Origin of the sequence: Mycobacterium sp. IS-1742, assembly GCF_001500125.1 — a bacterium.
Lineage (GTDB): Bacteria > Actinomycetota > Actinomycetes > Mycobacteriales > Mycobacteriaceae > Mycobacterium.
On sequence record NZ_LQIV01000034.1, the window covers coordinates 203,170 to 222,767 of the forward strand.

A 19,598-nucleotide genomic window follows, 5' to 3' on the forward strand; every position below is an offset into this window, starting at 1 on the left:
GCCGAGAGGGGCCGTCAACAACCGTGCGCTCGCGGGCACTACGCGGGCTGCGTCGGCCGCCAGCGCCGGATGAAGTCCGTCTCCGGCCACTCCTCGTTCGCCGCCATCAACTCGTACATCGTCGCCCGGTCGATCGACTCGCGGATGATGTCGGCGTGCCCGGCGTGCCGCGTCAGTTCCTCGATGAGGTGCAGCGCCACCCAGCGCACCGACCAGTGGTCGATGTCGTGCGGGAACCACGGCACCTCGTGCGGGACCGGCACCGGTGTGTCGAGGTCGGCCTCACGCAGCACCCGCAACGTCTCGGCGTTCTGCACACGGAGCGCCTCCAGCAGGCCCTCGAGCGTCTCGTCCTCGCGCATCACGTACTGGTCCTGGTAGTCGCGCATCTGCTCCTCGATCGGCCGCGGGTCCGGCGGCGGGAACTCCGGGGCACATGCGGCCCGCTGCGCCCATCCGTGCTGCACTCCGGCCGCATGTTTGATCAGGCCGCCGATCGACAGCGCACTCACCGACGGTGTCGAGCGGGCCTGCTCGTCGGTCAACCCGTAGGCGACCGAGAAGAACGCGTTCTGGTTGAACGCCAGGAACTCGATGAGGGTCTGCCGTTCGTCGGCGGCGGGCGGGGGCATACCGGGCATCAGTGATTCTCCTTCATGGTGTGGACGTACAGGTCTCGCAGACAAGCGATCTCGGCGCCGTGGTGGATCACTTCGCGGTTGATGTGCAACACCAGCGCGAGCATCGGATAGTCGGCGTACGGACCCTCGGCCGGTCCGCACGGACGAGCCAGCGCGTCGGCGTCGAGCGTGCGCACCCCGGTGATCCAGCGCGCGTACTCCTCGTCGAGTTGGCGCAGCGCCGTGGCGGCGTCGGTGGCGTAGGGCCAGGACTGGTAGTCCGCGGGCGGGCCGCCGAAGTGCGAATGGCTGCGCATTGCGAGGACGCCGATGATCACGTGCGCCATCCGCCACGCGATCGTGGTGAACGGTTCCGGTTGCGGTGGCGGATAACTGAAGTCGACGCCGCCGTCGGGGTGCACGGTCCAGCAGTCGGGCACCGGCTGCCAGAAGTACTCGTCGTCGGACAGGCCCTCCAGGCGGGGCCGCAACGCCTGTGTCCAGTGGAAGTCCAGCTGGTCGACCAGTTGCTCGGTGAGATCCATGCGAACAGCGTCGCATCCTCTTAGGACAGTTTCGGTCCTATGAGTCTGGCAGGCTGACCGTGTGTCCGAAACGACCAGCCGGGTGCTGCAACTGCTGGGGCTGTTGCAGTCGCGACGGGTGTGGAGCGGTGAGGAACTGGCCGAGCGCCTCGGCGTGACCACCCGCAGCGTGCGCCGCGACATCGACCGCCTGCGCGAGCTCGGCTACCCCGTCGCGGCCAGCAAGGGCCACGGCGGCGGCTACCAACTGGGCGCCGGCGCCGCCCTGCCGCCGCTGTTGCTCGACCCCGACGAGGCTGTCGCGATGGCCGTCTGCCTGCGGCTGGCCGCCGGCGGTTCCGTTGCCGGGGTCGGGGAGTCCGCGCTGCGCGCCCTGAGCAAGCTCGACCAGGTGATGCCCGCCCGACTGCGCTCACAGGTCTCCGCCATCCACGACGCGACCGTCACGATCACGTCGAACACCTCCGAGGTCGTCGCACCCGACGCGCTGATGACCCTGGCCCGGGCCTGCCGCGACCACGAACACGTCACCGCCGCCTACGTCGACCGCGGCGGCAACGCCACCCGGCGCCGCCTCGAGCCCTACCAACTGGTGACCACCGGGCGGCGCTGGTACCTGCTGGGCTACGACCGCGACAGACAGGACTGGCGCAGCCTGCGGTTGGACCGGATGGCCGACGTCACCGCGGCAGGAACCACATTCGCCCCGCGCGAGGCGCCCGACGCCGCCGACTACGTGCGGCGCTCCATCAGCACCTCGCCCTACCGCTACGTCGCGCGGGTGCGCTACCGCGCGCCCGTCGATGTCATCGCCGCGCACTTCCCACCCGCCTCGGCGCAGATCGAGCCCGACGGGCCGAACGCGTGCATCGTCACCGCGGGCGCTGACGACCCCGAACGCATGGCGCTCTACTTCGCCGTCGCCGGAGCCGAATTCGAGGTGCTCGAACCCCCCGAGGTGATCGCCGCCGTCGGCACCGTCGCCGACCGGTTGCGCCGCGCCGTCAGCCCGTGATGCCGGGGTCAGCTACAGGACACGCCCACGACACGGCATCCGGGGCCGTATCGACTGCACGAAATGAAGGCCAACTTCTGCGCACCGGCGCTGTCGCGGGCCACGCCCGACGCCCACGACGCGTCGGGCGCCTGGGCGACAGCGCCGCAGCCCTTCGTGAAGTTCACGACTGCCCGACAGTCGCGGGCCTTGCAGAGGCCGATCGCCGCGCGCTCGGCCTCGACGGCCGAGTTGAAGCCCTGCGTGTAGCCCACCCTGCCGGTATCGGGCGACACCGCGATCGCGCCCCAACCCAGGGCACCGGCGGTCGGGGCCGTCAACGCCGCACCTCCGCCGAGGCACCCGGCCACCAGCGCAATCGCGAGCACACGCCGGAACGCCACCATGGAGCGGATCGTATGGGGAACGGGCCGTCGCCGACGGTGGAGACACCGAAGCGGTACCTACCTGAGACTGAGGTGAGATCGCCGCGCCCTCAGCCCGTGATGCCCAGCCTGTCGGTCAGAACCAAGAACGTACTGGCGAAAGGGTTTTCGGCGGTGTCGGCGCGCACCATTTCCCAGTCCACGGTCTCGCGGACCGCGCGCGCCGCGGGCAGGAGCGCCGAGAAGTCGCAGTTGTGTTCGTTGAGCGAATTGAGCTTCTCGGTCATCACGTGCGTCGGCGGCAGCACCCGCATCCGGATCGCCAGCACGTCGAGTTCCTCGGCGGCGGCCACATCCTGCGCCGTCACCGGCGTTCCGTTGAGCGCGTGCAGAACGTCGATCACGAAGTCGTCGCCCACACACGCCTTGAACAACCAGTCCTCCGGGGTGCGCTCGATGCGGAACCCGGCCTTCTCCAGCGTCAGCGCCGCCGACTCGGTGTCCTCCTCGGCGACCACGAAGTCCACATCGTGCACCGGTTCCGGACCGCCGTACGCCCACAGCGCGTAGCTGCCCGCCAGCGCGAAATCGGGGCCGTGCGCGCGCAATGCGGAGGCCGAGCGGCGCAGCGCGTCACGCAGCGCGTCGTTACGGGCGGACATCGGCCTACTTTCGAGGTGTCTGTGACTTGCCGGGGCGGGTACCTAGTACCCCATGCGGGTGGCGACATTCAACATTCTGCACGGGCGCAGCGTGCACGACGGCGACGTCGACCTCGACCGGCTGGCGGAGTCCATCCGCGAACTCGACGCCGACATCATCGCGCTCCAAGAGGTGGACCTCGACCAGCCGCGCTCCGGCAAAGCCGATCTGACCGCCGTCGCGGCCGAGGCCATGCGCGCGGTCAGCCACCGCTTCGTCGCCGCGATCGCCGGCACCCCCGGGGCGACGTGGATGGCGGCGACGGGCCGTGAGCAGCCCGGCACCGCCGCCTACGGCATCGCACTGCTGTCCCGGTTCCCGGCCGAGACCTGGCAGGTGGTGCGGCTGCCGCGGATCCCGGTGCGCTTCCCCATGTACCTGCCCGGGCCGAACCGCGTACAGGTGGTCAACGAGGAACCCCGCGCCGCGATGGTCGGAACCTTCGACACCCCGCTCGGACCGCTGACCGTCGCCAACACGCACCTGTCGTTCGTGCCCGGCTGGAACCGTATGCAGATGCGTCACCTCGTCCGGGACCTGCGCGGGTTCAAGGGACCGCGGATGCTCGTCGGCGACCTCAACATGACCCCGCCGACACCGGCCCGGTGGGCGCGGATGCGCCAGCTCGGCGAGGCGCTGACCTTCCCCGCCCACGCCCCCGACCGTCAGCTCGACCACGTCCTGACCGACGATCCGCGACTGCGGGTCGACAACTGTGCGGCGGTGAGCCTGCCGATCTCCGACCACCGCGCGCTCGTGGTCGACATCAGCCGCGACTGATGACGGAGGTGACCCTCGCGCTCGACATCGGGGGCACGAAGATCGCCGCCGGGCTCGTCGACGCCGACGGGACGATCGTGCACCGCGCCCAGTCACCCACTCCCCGGGCCGATGCCGAGGCGGTGTGGGCGGCCACCTCGGCGCTCATCGGTGAGGCGATGGCGGCGGGCGGTGGTGCCGTCCGGCGGGTGGGGATCGCCTCGGCCGGGCCCATCGACCTGCCGACGGGCACCGTGAGCCCCATCAATCTGATTGCCTGGCAACGGTTTCCGATCGTCTCGCGGGTCTCTTCGGTGACCGGTCTGCCGGTCCGGCTCGGCGGCGACGGGCTGTGCATGGCGATGGGGGAGCGGTGGCGCGGCGCCGGTCGGGACGCGCAGTTCCTGCTCGGGATCGTCGTGTCGACGGGGGTCGGCGGCGGACTGGTGCTCGACGGCGCCCCCTATGACGGGCGCACCGGCAACGCGGGCCACGTCGGCCACGTCGTCGTCGACCCGGCGGGGACGTCGTGCACGTGCGGCGGACGCGGCTGCGTGGAGACCGTCGCGGCCGGACCGCGGATGGCGCAGTGGGCGCGCAGCCAGGGATGGGACGCCCCGCCCGACGCCGACGCCAGGGAACTGGCCGACGCCGCGGCCGCGGGCTCCGACATCGCTGCGCGGGCGTATGCGCGCGGCGCGCGGGCGGTCGCGGCGATGATCGCCTCCGTCGGTGCGGTGTGCGACCTCGACCGGGTGGTGGTCGGCGGGGGAGTGGCCCGCGCCGGCGCGCTGCTGTTCGACCCGTTGCGGGCGGCACTCGCCGACTATGCGGGCCTGTCGTTCCTGCGTGACCTGCGCGTGGTCCCCGCCGCACTGGGCGGCGACGCCGGCCTGGTCGGCGCCGCGGCGCTCGCGGTTGCCGGATAGACCGATCGGGTACGCCACCGGCATGACCGCTCCGTCCGAACCCCAGCCCGCCCAGACACCCAACCCCGGCACGCCGAGCGAGACCCCCGAACGCCTCGTCCCCGCGGAGACGCCCGAGCGGCTCACCCCCGCGGAAGCCCCCGAGCGCCTGTCGCCCGAGTAGCGCGTTCGGCTGATCGTCGTTTTGGCTGATCGCGGACCCGTCCGCTATCCTTCTTCTCGTTCCACCGAAGACCGTCGGTCACCAAGCAATTGGTTGAAGGTCCCGGATCATTCCGGGCGGCCCACGCAGGAGGACGAGGTAGTACTGAGTATTCAGCCGCGCCCCGACCTGTCTGCGTCGGGGCGTTCGTCGTTTCCGGCCTTCCTTCGCTTCGGTGGGGCATCCGATACCCACCACAAGGAGGCATGCATGGCCAAGGCTGACAAGGCCACGGCGGTTGCCGACATTGCCGAGCAGTTCAAGGAGGCGACGGCCACCGTCGTCACCGAGTACCGCGGGCTGACGGTGGCCAACCTCGCGCAGCTTCGTCGCTCGCTCGGGGAATCCGCCACCTACTCCGTCGCAAAGAACACGCTGGTCAAGCGCGCCGCTGCCGAAGCAGGCATCGACGGCCTCGACGAGCTGTTCACCGGCCCGACCGCGATCGCGTTCGTCCAGGGCGAGCCGGTCGACGCCGCCAAGGCGATCAAGGCGTTCGCCAAGGAGCACAAGGCGCTCGTCATCAAGGGCGGCTACATGGAGGGCCGCGCGCTCTCCGTCGACGAGGTCAACCGGATCGCCGACCTCGAATCCCGCGAGGTGCTGCTGGCCAAGCTGGCCGGCGCGATGAAGGGCAACCTGGCCAAGGCCGCCGGGCTGTTCAACGCTCCCGCTTCTCAGGTCGCCCGCCTCGCCGCGGCGCTGCAGGAGAAGAAGTCCGCCGAAGAAGCTGCGTAGCAGTTTCTCGAACCCCACCAGACCGAAGAAACTAGGAAGGACCAATCATGGCCAAGCTGTCCACTGATGAGCTGCTCGACGCGTTCAAGGAAATGACGCTGCTGGAGCTCTCGGAGTTCGTCAAGCAGTTCGAGGAGACCTTCGAGGTCACCGCTGCCGCTCCGGTCGCGGTCGCCGCTGCCGGCCCCGCCGGTGGCGCCCCCGCCGAGGCCGCCGAGGAGCAGTCGGAGTTCGACGTCATCCTCGAGAGCGCCGGTGAGAAGAAGATCGGCGTCATCAAGGTCGTCCGCGAGATCGTCTCGGGCCTGGGCCTCAAGGAAGCCAAGGACCTGGTCGACAGCGCTCCCAAGCCGATCCTGGAGAAGGCCGCCAAGGAGGCTGCCGACGACGCCAAGGCCAAGCTCGAGGCCGCAGGCGCGACGGTCACCGTCAAGTAGTTCACGGCTACACGCGAACCGCCCGGGATCCACGGATCCCGGGCGGTTTCGTCATCTGCGGGCCGCGCGCGTATGTGCCTGAGATGCGAAGATGTTGAGCCCGAGCGCCCGGGACAGATAGGCCGTCGCCCGCTGGCCACGCACGCTGTTGCCCGCCGGATCCAGCGGCGGGGAGAACGTGCCGATGCCGCCCTTGCCGGGGGCGACGGTGACGATGCCGCCTGCCACCCCCGACTTCCCGGGCAGGCCGATCTCGAAGAGCCATTCCCCCGACCGCTCGTACGCGCCGTTGGCCGCCAGGATCGCCAGCGTGTCGCGGCAGACGTCCGCCGACACCACCCGTCGGCCCGTCCTCGGGTTGACCCCGCCGTCGGCCAACGTGGCGCCCATGACGGCGAGGTCTTCCGTCGTCACCCGCAGCGCGCACTGCCTGGTGTAGACGTCGACCACGGCGAGCGGATCGACGTCGATGCGCCCGTAGCTCTCGAGCAGTCGGGCGATCGCGCGGTTGCGCTGATTCGTTCGCGACGCCGATTCGTAGACGACCTCGTCGACCGCCAACGGGTGGCCGGCGAACTCCGAGAGACCGGCCCGGATGGTCTCCCACTTCTCCTCGGGGGTGTCTCCCCGAACCAGTGCGGTGGTGGCGATCGCACCCGCGTTGACCATCGGGTTCATCGGATGGCCGTGGTTGAGCTCGATCGCGATGATCGAGTTGAACGGTAGGCCGGTGTTGTTCACACCGATCCGGTCGCGCACCACGTCGTGGCCGAACTCGTCGCAGACGAGCGCGTAGACGAAGGCCTTCGAGATGGACTGGACGGAGAATTCGACGTCGCTGTCGCCCGACGAGTGCACACCGCCGTCGACGTCGGCCACGCACACCGCGAACCAGTTCGGGTCGGCCGTCGCGAGCGCCGGGATGTAGTCGGCCACCGCACCGCCGGATTCCGCACTGCATCGGCGGTGGGCGGCCTCGACCAGCGCCTCGACCTCGGAGGGTTCGGGCAGCCCGCCGGTGGACACCAATTGGGCAACCCCGTCGACCGCGACGTCCATCGGGGGTCCCCTTCCCGCAGGCCCTTGCACCATTCAAGCTCACGACGCGTATTGCGTAGCGCAATCCGCCGGACTGGGGTATGCGGTTCGGCACACACGCCGTGGGCCGAAGCCGTGTGCGCTACAGTGACTCAAGCCACAAGCCTGGTAGACGTGGCAAAAAGGCACTCTTGGGAAGGATCGCGCGTGGGCATTGGCATTCAGGTTGAGGGACTGACGAAGTCCTTCGGGCCCCAGCGAATCTGGGAAGACGTCACCATGGAGGTGCCGGCCGGTGAGGTCAGCGTTCTGCTCGGCCCGTCCGGTACCGGTAAGTCGGTGTTCCTGAAGTCGCTCATCGGCCTGCTGCGCCCCGAGCGCGGCAAGATCATCGTCGACGGCACCAACATCATCGAGTGCTCGGCCAAAGAGCTCTACGAAATCCGCACCCTGTTCGGCGTCATGTTCCAGGACGGTGCGCTGTTCGGCTCGATGAGCCTCTACGACAACACCGCTTTCCCGCTTCGTGAGCACACGAAGAAGAAGGAGAGCGAGATCCGCAAGATCGTCATGGAGAAGTTGGAGCTCGTCGGTCTCGGCGGCGACGAGAACAAGTTCCCCGGCGAGATCTCCGGCGGTATGCGCAAGCGCGCCGGCCTGGCCCGGTCGCTGGTGCTGGACCCGCAGATCATCCTCTGCGACGAGCCCGACTCCGGTCTGGACCCGGTGCGTACCGCGTACCTCTCGCAGCTGCTGATCGACATCAACGCGCAGATCGACTGCACGATCCTCATCGTCACGCACAACATCAACATCGCCCGCACGGTCCCCGACAACATGGGCATGCTCTTCCGCAAGCACCTGGTCATGTTCGGCCCGCGCGAGGTGCTGCTGACCTCGGACGAGCCGGTGGTGCGCCAGTTCCTCAACGGCCGGCGTCTCGGGCCGATCGGTATGTCGGAGGAGAAGGACGAGTCGACGATGGCCGAAGAGCAGGCCATGGTCGACGCCGGTCACCACGACGGCGGCGTCGAGGAAATCGAGGGCGTGCCGCCGCAGATCCAGGCGACCCCGGGTATGCCGGAGCGTCGCGCGGTCGGCCGTCGGCAGGCTCGTGTGCGCGAGATCCTGCACACGCTGCCCCCGAAGGCCCAGCAGGCGATCCGTGAGGACCTCGACAGCACCGGCGGCGGTTCGCAGGTCCAGGATTACCCCGACGAGTCGACCCACCGGCACCGTCAGCACGAGGACGACGCCCCGACCGCGTCGATCCCCGTGTCGCGCGAGGCCTGAACTTTCCACTATCGCGTCAGCCCCGGCAGAGTCTGCCGGGGCTGACGTGTTTGTGGGGGTCCGTCTGCGCCGAACGTGCGTGCAGTGCGAAACTCCGGCTGGTTTCTCGCAGTGAGCGCACGCTCGGCGTCGAGGCGCGGCCCGGTCCAGGACAGAACTCCGCACCAAGATCGTGTTATCTCTTGACGGACACCGTTTGACGCGCCAATCTGTTGGGCAGCATGTATGCACCGATTGAGGACGCCAGCCAGCGCCTGACCGGTCGTGTCATACCGCCGCTGTATGGCAGTTGAGGAATGCGCCCTCCTGCGCTATTGTTGGACGTTGCGCTGGCTGCATCCTGCCCACCTCACCTGCACCCGACACGCTAGTCTCAGCCTGAGCCCCAAAACTCAGTGATCTAGACGCGTGCCGTGTTTCGGAGAGTCCGGACGGGCCGCTATGCCAGCCGAACCGACGCAGATACGCGGCAAACGGAACCGGCCACCTGCCCTTCCCGTAGTCGCTTGAGGTGCTGGAAGGATGCATCTTGGCAGTCTCTAGCCAGAGCAAGTCAGCAAAAGCTATCACCAATAACTCCGTTCCCGGAGCACCAAATCGCATTTCCTTCGCCAAGCTCCGCGAGCCTCTCGAGGTTCCGGGGCTTCTCGACGTGCAGACGGAGTCCTTCGACTGGCTGATCGGCGCCGATGCCTGGCGCGAGCGGGCCGTCGCACGCGGTGACGTGAACCCGACCGGTGGCCTCGAAGAGGTGCTGACCGAGCTCTCGCCCATCGAGGACTTCTCCGGCTCGATGTCGCTGTCCTTCTCCGATCCGCGCTTCGACGAGGTCAAGGCGCCCGTCGACGAGTGCAAAGACAAGGACATGACGTACGCGGCCCCGCTGTTCGTCACGGCCGAGTTCATCAACAACAACACCGGTGAGATCAAGAGCCAGACGGTCTTCATGGGTGATTTCCCGATGATGACCGAGAAGGGCACCTTCATCATCAACGGCACCGAGCGTGTCGTGGTGAGCCAGCTGGTCCGCTCGCCGGGTGTGTACTTCGACGAGTCGATCGACAAGTCCACCGAGAAGACGCTGCACAGCGTCAAGGTGATCCCCGGCCGCGGCGCGTGGCTGGAGTTCGACGTCGACAAGCGCGACACCGTCGGCGTCCGCATCGACCGCAAGCGCCGCCAGCCCGTCACCGTGCTGCTCAAGGCCCTCGGTTGGACCAACGAGCAGATCACCGAGCGGTTCGGCTTCAGCGAGATCATGATGAGCACGCTGGAGAAGGACAACACGGCAGGCACCGACGAGGCGCTGCTCGACATCTACCGGAAGCTGCGTCCGGGCGAGCCCCCCACCAAGGAGTCCGCGCAGACCCTGCTGGAGAACCTGTTCTTCAAGGAGAAGCGCTACGACCTGGCCCGCGTCGGCCGCTACAAGGTCAACAAGAAGCTGGGCCTCAACACCGGCCAGCCGATCACCAGCTCGACGCTGACCGAAGAGGACGTCGTCGCCACCATCGAGTACCTGGTGCGCCTGCACCAGGGCGACACGGTGATGACCGTGCCCGGCGGCACCGAGGTGCCCGTCGAGGTCGACGACATCGACCACTTCGGCAACCGTCGTCTGCGGACCGTGGGCGAGCTGATCCAGAACCAGATCCGCGTCGGCCTCTCGCGTATGGAACGCGTCGTGCGTGAGCGCATGACCACCCAGGACGTCGAGGCGATCACGCCGCAGACCCTGATCAACATCCGTCCCGTCGTGGCGGCGATCAAGGAGTTCTTCGGCACCAGCCAGCTGTCGCAGTTCATGGACCAGAACAACCCGCTGTCGGGTCTGACCCACAAGCGCCGCCTGTCGGCGCTGGGCCCCGGCGGTCTGTCCCGTGAGCGCGCCGGCCTCGAGGTCCGCGACGTGCACTCGAGCCACTACGGCCGCATGTGCCCGATCGAGACCCCTGAGGGCCCGAACATTGGCCTGATCGGCTCGCTGTCGGTGTACGCGCGGGTCAACCCGTTCGGCTTCATCGAGACGCCGTACCGCAAGGTCGAGAACGGTGTGGTCACCGACCAGATCGACTACCTCACCGCCGACGAGGAGGACCGCCACGTCGTGGCGCAGGCCAACTCGCCGCTCGACGACGAGGGCCACTTCACCGAGGACCGCGTCCTGGTCCGCCGTAAGGGCGGCGAGGTCGAGTTCGTCTCGGCGACCGAGGTGGACTACATGGACGTCTCACCGCGCCAGATGGTGTCGGTTGCGACGGCGATGATCCCGTTCCTCGAGCACGACGACGCCAACCGTGCCCTCATGGGTGCCAACATGCAGCGCCAGGCCGTTCCGCTGGTCCGCAGCGAGGCCCCGCTGGTCGGCACCGGTATGGAGCTGCGCGCCGCGATCGACGCCGGCGACGTCGTCGTCAGCGAGAAGGCGGGCGTGGTCGAAGAGGTCTCCGCGGACTACATCACCGTGATGGCCGACGACGGCACCCGGCACACCTACCGGATGCGCAAGTTCGCCCGCTCCAACCACGGCACCTGCGCCAACCAGCGTCCGATCGTGGACGCCGGCCAGCGTGTCGAGGCGGGGCAGGTCGTCGCCGACGGCCCCTGCACCCAGAACGGTGAGATGGCCCTGGGCAAGAACCTGCTCGTGGCGATCATGCCGTGGGAGGGCCACAACTACGAGGACGCGATCATCCTCTCCAACCGCCTGGTTGAGGAGGACGTGCTCACCTCGATCCACATCGAGGAGCACGAGATCGATGCGCGCGACACCAAGCTGGGCGCCGAGGAGATCACCCGGGACATCCCGAACGTCTCCGACGAGGTGCTCGCCGACCTCGACGAGCGCGGCATCGTCCGCATCGGCGCCGAGGTCCGCGACGGCGACATCCTGGTCGGCAAGGTCACCCCGAAGGGCGAGACCGAGCTGACCCCGGAGGAGCGGCTGCTCCGCGCGATCTTCGGTGAGAAGGCGCGCGAGGTCCGCGACACGTCGCTCAAGGTGCCCCACGGTGAGTCCGGCAAGGTCATCGGCATCCGCGTGTTCTCCCGCGAGGACGACGACGAGCTGCCCGCCGGCGTCAACGAGCTGGTCCGCGTGTACGTCGCGCAGAAGCGCAAGATCTCCGACGGCGACAAGCTGGCCGGACGCCACGGGAACAAGGGCGTCATCGGCAAGATCCTGCCCGTCGAGGACATGCCGTTCCTGCCCGACGGCACCCCGGTGGACATCATCCTGAACACCCACGGCGTGCCGCGTCGTATGAACATCGGCCAGATCCTGGAAACCCACCTCGGGTGGGTCGCCAAGGCCGGCTGGAACATCAACGTGGCCGGCGCCGAGGGTGTGCCGGACTGGGCGGAGAAGCTGCCCGAGGAGCTGTACTCGGCTCCGTCGGACAGCATCGTCGCCACCCCGGTGTTCGACGGTGCCCGCGAGAACGAGCTGTCGGGTCTGCTCGGCTCCACGCTGCCCAACCGCGACGGCGACGTCATGGTCAACGAGGACGGCAAGGCCGAGTTGTTCGACGGACGCAGTGGCGAGCCGTTCCCGTACCCGGTGACGGTCGGCTACATGTACATCCTCAAGCTGCACCACCTGGTGGACGACAAGATCCACGCCCGCTCGACCGGTCCGTACTCGATGATCACCCAGCAGCCGCTCGGTGGTAAGGCGCAGTTCGGTGGTCAGCGGTTCGGCGAGATGGAGTGCTGGGCCATGCAGGCCTACGGCGCCGCCTACACGCTGCAGGAGCTGCTGACGATCAAGTCCGACGACACCGTCGGCCGCGTCAAGGTGTACGAGGCCATCGTCAAGGGCGAGAACATCCCCGAACCCGGTATCCCGGAGTCGTTCAAGGTGCTTCTCAAGGAGCTGCAGTCGCTCTGCCTGAATGTCGAGGTGCTGTCTTCGGACGGCGCGGCGATCGAGATGCGCGACGGTGACGACGAGGACCTGGAGCGTGCCGCTGCCAACCTCGGCATCAACCTGTCCCGCAACGAGTCCGCCTCTGTCGAAGACCTGGCCTGATCGCGGCGTAGCCGCGGTGATTCAGATTTCTAGTCCCGAAAGGGGAAAGGGAGTTACGTGCTAGACGTCAACTTCTTCGATGAACTCCGCATCGGTCTCGCGACCGCGGACGACATCCGTCAGTGGTCCTACGGTGAGGTCAAGAAGCCGGAGACCATCAACTACCGCACGCTCAAGCCCGAGAAGGACGGCTTGTTCTGCGAGAAGATCTTCGGACCGACTCGCGACTGGGAGTGCTACTGCGGTAAGTACAAGCGCGTCCGCTTCAAGGGCATCATCTGCGAGCGCTGCGGCGTCGAGGTGACCCGCGCCAAGGTGCGCCGTGAGCGGATGGGCCACATCGAGCTGGCCGCGCCCGTCACGCACATCTGGTACTTCAAGGGTGTGCCGTCGCGGTTGGGCTACCTGCTCGACCTGGCCCCGAAGGATCTCGAGAAGATCATCTACTTCGCGGCGTACGTCATCACCGACGTCAACGACGAGATGCGCCACAACGAGCTCTCGACCCTCGAGGCCGAGATGGTCGTCGAGAAGAAGGCCGTCGAGGATCAGCGCGACGCCGACCTGGAGGCCCGGGCCCAGAAGCTCGAAGCCGACCTGGCCGAGCTCGAGGCCGAAGGCGCCAAGAGCGATGTGCGCCGCAAGGTGCGCGACGGCGGCGAGCGGGAGATGCGTCAGCTCCGCGACCGGGCCCAGCGTGAGCTGGACCGGCTCGACGAGATCTGGACCACCTTCACCAAGCTGGCTCCCAAGCAGCTCATCGTCGACGAGGTGCTCTACCGCGAGCTCGTCGACCGCTACGGCGAGTACTTCACCGGTGCCATGGGCGCGGAGTCGATCAAGAAGCTCATCGAGAACTTCGACATCGACGCCGAGGCCGAGAACCTGCGCGACACCATCAAGAACGGCAAGGGGCAGAAGAAGCTCCGTGCGCTCAAGCGGCTCAAGGTCGTCGCGGCGTTCCAGAGCAACGCCAACTCGCCGATGGGCATGGTCCTCGACGCCGTTCCGGTGATCCCGCCGGAGCTGCGCCCGATGGTTCAGCTCGACGGTGGCCGCTTCGCCACCTCCGACCTGAACGACCTGTACCGCCGCGTGATCAACCGCAACAACCGGTTGAAGCGACTGATCGACCTCGGCGCGCCCGAGATCATCGTCAACAACGAGAAGCGCATGCTGCAGGAGTCGGTGGACGCGCTGTTCGACAACGGCCGTCGCGGCCGGCCCGTCACCGGGCCCGGCAACCGTCCGCTCAAGTCGCTGTCCGATCTGCTCAAGGGCAAGCAGGGCCGGTTCCGTCAGAACCTGCTCGGCAAGCGCGTCGACTACTCGGGCCGTTCGGTCATCGTCGTCGGCCCGCAGCTCAAGCTGCACCAGTGCGGTCTGCCGAAGCTGATGGCGCTCGAGCTGTTCAAGCCGTTCGTGATGAAGCGTCTGGTCGACCTGAACCACGCGCAGAACATCAAGAGCGCCAAGCGCATGGTGGAGCGTCAGCGTCCGCAGGTGTGGGACGTGCTCGAAGAGGTCATCGCCGAGCATCCGGTGCTGCTCAACCGCGCACCCACGCTGCACCGCCTGGGCATCCAGGCCTTCGAGCCGCAGCTGGTGGAGGGCAAGGCCATCCAGCTGCACCCGCTGGTCTGTGAGGCGTTCAACGCCGACTTCGACGGCGACCAGATGGCCGTGCACCTCCCGCTGAGTGCGGAGGCGCAGGCCGAGGCCCGCATCCTGATGCTGTCCAGCAACAACATCCTGTCGCCCGCGTCGGGTAAGCCGCTGGCCATGCCGCGTCTGGACATGGTCACCGGTCTGTACTTCCTGACCACGATGATCGAGGGCGACAAGGGCGAGTACCGCCCCGCCGCCAAGGATCAGCCGGAGGAGGGCGTCTACAGCTCGCCCGCCGAGGCGATCATGGCGATGGACCGCGGTGCGCTGAGCGTGCGCGCGAAGATCAAGGTGCGCCTGACCCAGCTGCGGCCGCCGGCCGCCCTGGAGCAGGAGCTGTTCGAGAACGGCTGGAAGCCGGGCGACGCCTGGACCGCCGAGACCACGCTGGGTCGCGTGCTGTTCAACGAGCTGCTGCCGATCTCGTATCCGTTCATCAACGAGCAGATGCACAAGAAGGTCCAGGCCCGGATCATCAACGATCTGGCCGAGCGCTTCCCGATGATCGTCGTGGCGCAGACCGTCGACAAGCTCAAGGACGCCGGTTTCCACTGGGCCACCCGTTCGGGTGTCACGGTCTCGATGGCCGACGTGCTCGTGCCGCCACAGAAGCAGGAGATCCTCGACCGCTACGAGCGCGAAGCCGACGGGATCGAGCGCAAGTACCAGCGTGGCGCCCTGAACCACAAGGAGCGCAACGACTCGCTGGTCAAGATCTGGCAGGACGCCACCGAAGAGGTCGGTAAGGCCCTTGAGGAGCACTACCCGGCGGACAACCCGATCATCACGATCGTGAAGTCGGGCGCCACGGGTAACTTCACGCAGACCAGAACGCTGGCCGGCATGAAGGGTCTGGTGACCAACCCGAAGGGTGAGTTCATCCCGCGGCCGATCAAGTCCTCGTTCCGCGAGGGCCTGACGGTGCTGGAGTACTTCATCAACACCCACGGCGCCCGTAAGGGTCTGGCGGACACCGCTCTGCGTACCGCCGACTCGGGTTACCTGACCCGTCGTCTGGTCGACGTCAGCCAGGACGTCATCGTGCGCGAGCACGACTGCGAGACCGAGCGTGGCATCAACGTCACGCTGGCCGAGCGTCAGCCCGACGGCTCGCTCATCCGCGATCCGCATGTCGAGACCTCGGCGTTCGCGCGGACCCTGGCCACCGACGCGGTCGACGCCGACGGCAACGTCGTCATCGAGCGCGGGCACGACCTGGGCGATCCGGCCATCGACAAGCTGCTGGCGGCCGGCATCGACCACGTCAAGGTGCGTTCGGTGCTGACCTGTGCGTCGGCCAGCGGTGTGTGCGCCATGTGCTACGGCCGGTCGATGGCGACCGGCAAGCTGGTCGACATCGGTGAGGCCGTCGGCATCGTGGCCGCGCAGTCCATCGGCGAGCCCGGCACGCAGCTGACCATGCGCACCTTCCACCAGGGCGGTGTGGGTGAGGACATCACCGGCGGTCTGCCCCGCGTGCAGGAGCTGTTCGAGGCCCGCGTGCCGCGCAACAAGGCGCCGATCGCCGACGTCTCCGGCCGGGTGCAGCTCGAGGAGGGCGAGCGCTTCTACAAGATCACCATCGTCCCGGACGACGGTGGCGAGGAAGTGGTCTACGACAAGCTCTCCAAGCGTCAGCGGCTGCGCGTGATCAAGCACGAGGACGGCTCCGAAGGTGTGCTCTCCGACGGCGACCACGTCGAGGTCGGCGACCAGCTGATGGAGGGTTCGGCCGATCCGCACGAGGTCCTGCGTGTGCAGGGTCCGCGTGAGGTGCAGATCCACCTGGTCCACGAGGTCCAGGAGGTCTACCGGGCCCAGGGCGTGTCGATCCACGACAAGCACATCGAGGTCATCGTCCGGCAGATGCTGCGTCGCGTCACGATCATCGATTCGGGTGCGACGGAGTTCCTGCCCGGCTCGCTGACCGAGCGTGCGGAGTTCGAGTCGGAGAACCGTCGCGTCGTCGCGGAAGGTGGCGAGCCCGCCGCCGGCCGCCCGGTGCTGATGGGTATCACGAAGGCATCGCTGGCCACGGATTCGTGGCTGTCGGCGGCGTCGTTCCAGGAGACCACTCGCGTGCTGACCGATGCGGCGATCAACTGCCGCAGCGACAAGCTGCAGGGTCTGAAGGAGAACGTGATCATCGGCAAGCTGATCCCGGCCGGTACCGGGATCAACCGCTACCGCAACATCCAGGTGCAGCCGACCGAAGAGGCGCGGGCCGCGGCGTACACGATCCCGTCCTACGAGGATCAGTACTACAGCCCCGACTTCGGCCAGGCGACCGGCGCTGCGGTGCCGCTGGACGACTACGGATACAGCGACTACCGCTAGTCACGTCACGAGAAAGCCCCCGGGTTCGCCCCGGGGGCTTTTTCGTTGGAGGGCCTGCGGTCAGGTGCCGCTGATCCACTCGTCGTAGAACGGCGGCATGTCGGCCGAGGCGCGCGCGGTGAACCGCGGCTCCCGCTTCTCGCGGAACGCGGCGGCGCCGTCGGCGCCGTCGCCGATGCTGGTGTAGAACATCGCCAGCGAGTCGACCCGGTGGGCGTCGACCGGATGGTCGAGCGTGACGTTGCGGTGGAGCATCTGACGAGCGAGCGCCACGGCGACCGGGGAGCGGCCCTTGGTCCACCGGTCCGCGAGAGCCTTCGCCGCACCGAGCAGTTCGTCGGCACTGTGCACCGAACGGACCAGGCCGATCCGGTGGGCCGACTCCGCGTCGAGGATGTCGGCCGAGAACACGAGGTCCAGCGCCGCGTCCAGGCCGACGATCCGCGGCAGGAACCACGTCGACGCCGCCTCGGGGGTGATCCCGAGTTTGCCGAACACGAAACCGATCCGACCGCGATCGGCGATCAGGCGGGCATCCATCGCCAGCGTCATCGTCGCCCCGATCCCGACCGCCGCGCCGTTGATCGCGGCGATCACCGGTTTGCGGCAGGCGTGGATGGCCAACGTGACCCGCCCTCCGGTGTCGCGGACCCGGCTCAGGTTCGGGTCGGACAGGTGGTCCATGTCGGCGAGCGTCGGCCGTTGCGTCTCGTCGAGCCCGAACGCGTTACCCGACGCCGCGAGATCCATACCCGCGCAGAAGGCCCGCCCGGCCCCGGTCACGATCACCGCTCGGATGTCGTCACGCTCGTTGACGTGCTGGAAGGTCCATTCCAGTTCCTCGGCCATCGCCACGGTGAACGCATTCAGGTGGTCGGGACGGTTGAGCGTCACCACGAGCACGTTGTCGTCGACGTCGTGCTGCAGCGTGGTCAGTTCCACATCGGTCTCCCATGGTCGGCCGGATCATGTCGGACGGTAGCAGCGCACCGCTTCTGGCCCCGCGCGGTCGCACTGACTAGGTTCTGCGGAGATGCTGACGAACGCCGCGTGGTTCCTCGCCGGGCTGACCGTGTTGGCCGTGGGGTCCGAGGTGATGGTCCGCGGCGCGACCGCGCTGGCGTCGAGGTTGGGCGTCACCCCGATCGTCATCGGCCTCACCGTGGTCTCGATCGGCACCAGCATGCCCGAACTCGCCGTCGGTGTGATCGCGGTGGGGGAGGGTACCGGTGCGCTCGCGGTGGGCAACATCGCCGGCACCAACGTGGTCAACGTGCTGCTGATCCTCGGCCTCAGCGCGCTGCTGGTGCCGCTCGCACTGCAGATGCGGACCATCCGCTCCGAACTTCCGGTAATGGCCGGTGTCGCGGTGCTGTTCTGGTTGCTGGCCGCTGACGGCCTCTTGTCCCGGCTCGACGGGACGATCCTGGTCACCTGCGCGGTCGGCTACACGGTTGCGGTGGTGCAGTCGGCTCGACGGGAGTCTCGGCAGGTTGCGCTGGAGTTCGCCGACGAGTTCGGGCCCGGCGCGGTCGGCACGGTCATGACGGGCGGACGCGGTGCGGTGATGGACGTCGTGATGACCGTCGGCGGCATCGCGCTCCTGGTGGTCGGTGCGGACTGGCTCGTCGACGGCGCGGTCGGGGTGTCCCGGGAACTCGGAGTGTCCGACGCGCTGATCGGGCTGACGGTGGTGGCCATCGGCACGTCCGCACCGGAGCTGATGACCACGGTGATCTCCACACTGCGCGGTGACCGCGACGTCGCGATCGGCAACCTGATCGGCAGCTCGGTCTACAACATCCTGCTGATCCTCGGCCTCACCTGTCTGGTCGCCGACGGCATCGCGCTGCCGGAGAGCCTGGTGCGCATCGACATCCCCATCATGGTCACCGTCGCCCTGGCCTGTGTCCCGATCTTCCTGTCCGGACGCCGGGTGTCCCGCGGCGAGGGCGGCGCGATGGTCGTCGTGTACCTCGGGTATCTCGCCTTCCTGCTCAGCACGCAGACCTGACACGGCCTCACCGGCCGTCGATCACCACACCCGCCGCGTCCTCGAAGGGTTTGACCACCGACGTGAAATCGGAGTCGGGGCCGCACTCGGCCATGACCTGCTCCCAGATCTCGCGCACCGCGGCGGCGATCGGTGCCGGAGATCCCGCCGTCTGTGCCTCGTCGACGTAGAGCCGGACGTCCTTGACCATCAGGCCGGTGGCGAAGCCGTAGTCGAAGGTGCGCGGCAGCACCGCGCGGGGGAACTTGTCACGGCTGGCGTGCGTGGCCCCGGAGCCGGCGTTGAGGACGTCGAGGATGGTCTGCGGTGCGAGACCGGCCTTCACGCCCATCACCATGACCTCCGCGGTGACCGCCAGGGTCGTGGCCGCCACGAGGTTGTTCATCAGCTTCATGGTCTGTGCCGCACCGGGTGTCTCGCCGACGAAGATGGGCCGGCCGATCGCCTCGAGCGCAGGCGCCACGGTGTCGAATCGCTCGCGCGGTCCGGAGACCATGACCGCCAGCGTCCCGTTCTCCGCACCCGCGACACCGCCGCTGACCGGGGCGTCGAACGCCGCGATGCCGCGCGCCGCCAGCACGTCGTGATTGTCACCGGCGACCGTGCTGCCGACCGTGGAGAGGTCGACGAACTGCTTGACTCGCGTGCCGTCGAGGACGCCGTCGGGGCCGGTGGCCACCTGCTTCGACACCTCCGGCGTCGGCAGGCTGGCCAACACCGTGTCCGCGCGGTCGCCGACGGCCCGGACCGACGGCGCGGCCTGCGCGCCGAGCGCCGCCGCGGCGTCGAGCGCCTCACCGCGGGGATCGAACGCGACGACCCGGTGACCCGCTGCGACCAGCCGTCCGACCATCGGCAGCCCCATGTTGCCGAGCCCGATGAACCCGAGATCCAGACCCGCCACCG

17 protein-coding genes are annotated in these 19,598 nt (G+C 68.1%); 10 read left to right on the forward strand and 7 right to left on the reverse strand.

What is annotated here, in order from left to right:
* Positions 1-38 precede the first annotated feature (38 nt).
* Complete coding sequence (locus AU196_RS18425) at positions 39-641, reverse strand: DinB family protein (RefSeq protein ID WP_059096504.1); 603 nt, start codon at positions 639-641, stop codon at positions 39-41.
* Positions 641-1,165 carry a DinB family protein gene (locus AU196_RS18430; protein WP_059096505.1) on the reverse strand — a complete coding sequence of 175 codons (525 nt, stop codon included), beginning with the start codon at positions 1,163-1,165 and terminating at the stop codon, positions 641-643. Before AU196_RS18430 ends, AU196_RS18425 begins: the two co-directional genes overlap by 1 nt.
* 61 nt (positions 1,166-1,226) lie before the next feature.
* Between AU196_RS18430 and AU196_RS18435 the strand changes: the two genes are divergently transcribed.
* Positions 1,227-2,180, forward strand: a complete 954-nt coding sequence (locus AU196_RS18435) for a helix-turn-helix transcriptional regulator (RefSeq protein WP_059096506.1) — start codon at positions 1,227-1,229, stop codon at positions 2,178-2,180.
* 8 nt (positions 2,181-2,188) lie between these two features.
* Here AU196_RS18435 and AU196_RS18440 read toward each other — a convergent pair whose 3' ends face one another.
* Both AU196_RS18440 and AU196_RS18445 read right to left on the reverse strand, forming a co-directional pair.
* Entirely contained in the window at positions 2,189-2,566 is a 378-nt protein-coding gene (locus AU196_RS18440; RefSeq protein WP_059096507.1) for a DUF4189 domain-containing protein, read from the reverse strand.
* 89 nt (positions 2,567-2,655) lie between these two features.
* Positions 2,656-3,207, reverse strand: a complete 552-nt coding sequence (locus tag AU196_RS18445; RefSeq protein ID WP_059096508.1) for a nucleotidyltransferase family protein — start codon at positions 3,205-3,207, stop codon at positions 2,656-2,658.
* A 52-nt stretch (positions 3,208-3,259) separates the two neighbouring features.
* Here AU196_RS18445 and AU196_RS18450 point away from each other — a divergent pair, with 52 nt between their 5' ends.
* The 5 genes from AU196_RS18450 (at position 3,260) to rplL (ending at position 6,312) form a co-directional block, all read left to right on the forward strand.
* Complete coding sequence (locus AU196_RS18450) at positions 3,260-4,027, forward strand: endonuclease/exonuclease/phosphatase family protein (protein ID WP_059096509.1); 768 nt, start codon at positions 3,260-3,262, stop codon at positions 4,025-4,027.
* Positions 4,027-4,935 (forward strand): ROK family protein, encoded by a 909-nt coding sequence (locus AU196_RS18455; protein WP_059096510.1) that lies wholly within the window; start codon positions 4,027-4,029, stop codon positions 4,933-4,935. Before AU196_RS18450 ends, AU196_RS18455 begins: the two co-directional genes overlap by 1 nt.
* A 22-nt stretch (positions 4,936-4,957) precedes the next feature.
* The gene (locus AU196_RS25895) at positions 4,958-5,098 is read left to right on the forward strand and encodes a hypothetical protein (protein ID WP_197415836.1); all 141 of its coding nucleotides are present in this window, start codon (positions 4,958-4,960) and stop codon (positions 5,096-5,098) included.
* Positions 5,099-5,347: 249 nt separating this feature from the next.
* A complete protein-coding gene (rplJ, locus tag AU196_RS18460) occupies positions 5,348-5,875 on the forward strand; it encodes a 50S ribosomal protein L10 (RefSeq protein ID WP_059096511.1) in 528 nt (175 codons plus the stop codon).
* A 47-nt stretch (positions 5,876-5,922) separates the two neighbouring features.
* On the forward strand, positions 5,923-6,312 hold the full coding sequence (gene rplL / locus AU196_RS18465) for a 50S ribosomal protein L7/L12 (RefSeq protein ID WP_059096512.1): 390 nt from the start codon (positions 5,923-5,925) through the stop codon (positions 6,310-6,312).
* A 51-nt stretch (positions 6,313-6,363) separates the two neighbouring features.
* On the opposite strand, the gene glsA is transcribed toward rplL, so the two are convergent.
* Positions 6,364-7,371: a glutaminase A gene (glsA, locus tag AU196_RS18470; protein ID WP_059096513.1), complete on the reverse strand. Its 1,008-nt coding sequence runs from the start codon at positions 7,369-7,371 to the stop codon at positions 6,364-6,366.
* Positions 7,372-7,557: 186 nt separating this feature from the next.
* Between glsA and AU196_RS18475 the strand changes: the two genes are divergently transcribed.
* The 3 genes from AU196_RS18475 to AU196_RS18485 all read left to right on the forward strand — a co-directional run bounded on the left by AU196_RS18475 (position 7,558) and on the right by AU196_RS18485 (position 16,678).
* Positions 7,558-8,643, forward strand: a complete 1,086-nt coding sequence (locus tag AU196_RS18475; protein ID WP_059096514.1) for an ABC transporter ATP-binding protein — start codon at positions 7,558-7,560, stop codon at positions 8,641-8,643.
* Positions 8,644-9,172: 529 nt separating this feature from the next.
* On the forward strand, positions 9,173-12,673 hold the full coding sequence (gene rpoB / locus AU196_RS18480) for a DNA-directed RNA polymerase subunit beta (protein ID WP_502687271.1): 3,501 nt from the start codon (positions 9,173-9,175) through the stop codon (positions 12,671-12,673).
* Between the two features lie 57 nt (positions 12,674-12,730).
* Positions 12,731-16,678: a DNA-directed RNA polymerase subunit beta' gene (locus AU196_RS18485; protein ID WP_059096516.1), complete on the forward strand. Its 3,948-nt coding sequence runs from the start codon at positions 12,731-12,733 to the stop codon at positions 16,676-16,678.
* A gap of 60 nt (positions 16,679-16,738) precedes the next feature.
* Here AU196_RS18485 and AU196_RS18490 read toward each other — a convergent pair whose 3' ends face one another.
* The gene (locus AU196_RS18490; protein WP_059096517.1) at positions 16,739-17,620 is read right to left on the reverse strand and encodes a crotonase/enoyl-CoA hydratase family protein; all 882 of its coding nucleotides are present in this window, start codon (positions 17,618-17,620) and stop codon (positions 16,739-16,741) included.
* A 91-nt stretch (positions 17,621-17,711) separates the two neighbouring features.
* Between AU196_RS18490 and AU196_RS18495 the strand changes: the two genes are divergently transcribed.
* A complete protein-coding gene (locus tag AU196_RS18495; protein ID WP_059096518.1) occupies positions 17,712-18,692 on the forward strand; it encodes a calcium/sodium antiporter in 981 nt (326 codons plus the stop codon).
* A 7-nt stretch (positions 18,693-18,699) separates the two neighbouring features.
* On the opposite strand, the gene AU196_RS18500 is transcribed toward AU196_RS18495, so the two are convergent.
* The gene (locus AU196_RS18500; protein WP_059096654.1) at positions 18,700-19,587 is read right to left on the reverse strand and encodes an NAD(P)-dependent oxidoreductase; all 888 of its coding nucleotides are present in this window, start codon (positions 19,585-19,587) and stop codon (positions 18,700-18,702) included.
* Positions 19,588-19,598 lie beyond the last annotated feature (11 nt).